The sequence below is a fragment of the Bradyrhizobium sp. genome, assembly GCF_049691595.1.
Classification (GTDB): Bacteria; Pseudomonadota; Alphaproteobacteria; order Rhizobiales; family Xanthobacteraceae; genus Bradyrhizobium.
The window spans coordinates 1-1,699 of record NZ_JBAVNZ010000608.1; the positions used below are offsets into that span (position 1 = coordinate 1).

Consider the following 1,699-nt stretch of genomic DNA (forward strand, 5'->3'; position numbering starts at 1 on the left):
GCGAAATCGATCTCGCCGGCGCGGATCGCACGGCCCGCCGCGCCGACCGCATCGAGCCCGGAGGCGCAGAGGCGGTTGAGCGTCTGGCCGGGAACCGTCTCGGGCATGCCGGCCAACAGCAGCGCCATGCGCGCGACGTTGCGGTTGTCCTCGCCGGCCTGGTTGGCGCAGCCGAAAAACACCTCATCGACCGCCGACCAGTCGAGCTTCGGATGTCTCGCCATCAGCGCCCTGATCGGCGCGGCGGCCAGGTCGTCGGCGCGCACTTTCGCGAGCGAGCCGCCGAAGCGGCCGATCGGGGTCCGTACGGCATCGCAAATGTAGACATCGCGCATCGAATCTCTCCCTGAATGCCGCATTTTGGGCGCTGGAAGCCGCGGAATTGACGGCAAGTTTTAGGAGCGCGTTCGCGGCAGGTCAATTGACGGCTGCGCCTTCCGGCAGCGCTTTTGAGCGAGGTCTGTCATGTTCCCGCAGACCGGCCAAATCATGCAGCCTGGAGAGGGTGGAAAACCCTCATCGAGACGGCAAACCGATAGGACCGGCCGGCGAAATTTTGTAGTTTCCGCTCGCCATGACGATCCAGCAATCCATCCCTGTTCCACCCGACCCGGCGCCAAACGCCGAGACGCCGGCGCGCGTCACGCCGATGATGGAACAGTACCTGGAAATCAAGGCCGCCCATCCCGGCCTCCTGCTGTTCTACCGGATGGGCGATTTCTACGAACTGTTCTTCGAGGATGCCGAGATCGCCTCGAAAACGCTCGGCATCGTGCTGACCAGGCGCGGCAAGCATCAGGGCATCGACATCCCGATGTGCGGCGTGCCGGTGGAGCGCTCGGACGATTATCTTCACCGCCTGATCGAGGCCGGCCACCGCGTCGCGGTGTGCGAGCAGACCGAGGATCCCGCCGCCGCGCGGGCCCGCGGCAACAAGAGTGTGGTGCGCCGCGCCGTGGTGCGGCTGGTGACGCCGGGCACGCTGACCGAAGACACGCTACTGGATGCGCGCACCAACAATTACCTGCTGGCGATCGCGCGCGCCCGCGGCTCTTCCGGCGGCGACCGCATCGGGCTTGCCTGGATCGATATCTCGACCTCGGAATTTTCAGTCACGGAATGCGCGACCGCCGAGCTCGCGGCGACGCTTTCACGGATCAATCCCAACGAAGCCATCGTCACCGACGCGCTGTACGGCGATCCCGAGCTCGGGCCGCTGCTGCGCGAATTGCCGGCGGTGACGCCGCTGACCCGCGATGTCTTCGATGGCTCAACCGCCGAGCGGCGGCTGTGCGACTATTTCGCGGTCGCAACCATGGACGGGCTGAGCGCGATGTCGCGGCTGGAAGCCACCGCCGCTGCCGCCGCCGTCACCTATATCGACCGCACGCAAGTGGGCAAGCGTCCGCCGCTGTCGCCGCCGTCGCGCGAGGCCGCCGGCACCACCATGGCGATCGACCCGGCGACCCGCGCCAATCTCGAATTGACGCGGACGCTGGCCGGCGAACGCCGCGGCTCGCTGCTCGACGCCATCGACTGCACCGTCACATCAGCCGGATCGCGGCTCTTGGCGCAGCGGCTCGCAGCGCCGCTGACCGACAGCACGGCGATCGCGCGGCGGCTGGATGCGGTCGCAGCCTTCGTTGCAGACGGCGCGGCGCGCGATGACATTCGCGCCACCTTGCGCGCGGCGCCCGAC

At 67.6% G+C, this 1,699-nt stretch carries 2 pseudogenes; one reads left to right on the top strand and one right to left on the bottom strand.

Annotation, left to right across the window (positions count from 1 at the left end):
• Nucleotides 1–335: pseudogene (locus WCE35_RS24330) on the bottom strand (3-oxoadipyl-CoA thiolase); the annotation flags it as partial.
• Nucleotides 336–574: 239 nt separating this feature from the next.
• Between WCE35_RS24330 and WCE35_RS24335 the strand changes: the two are divergent.
• A pseudogene (locus WCE35_RS24335) lies at nucleotides 575–1,699 on the top strand (DNA mismatch repair protein MutS); the annotation flags it as partial.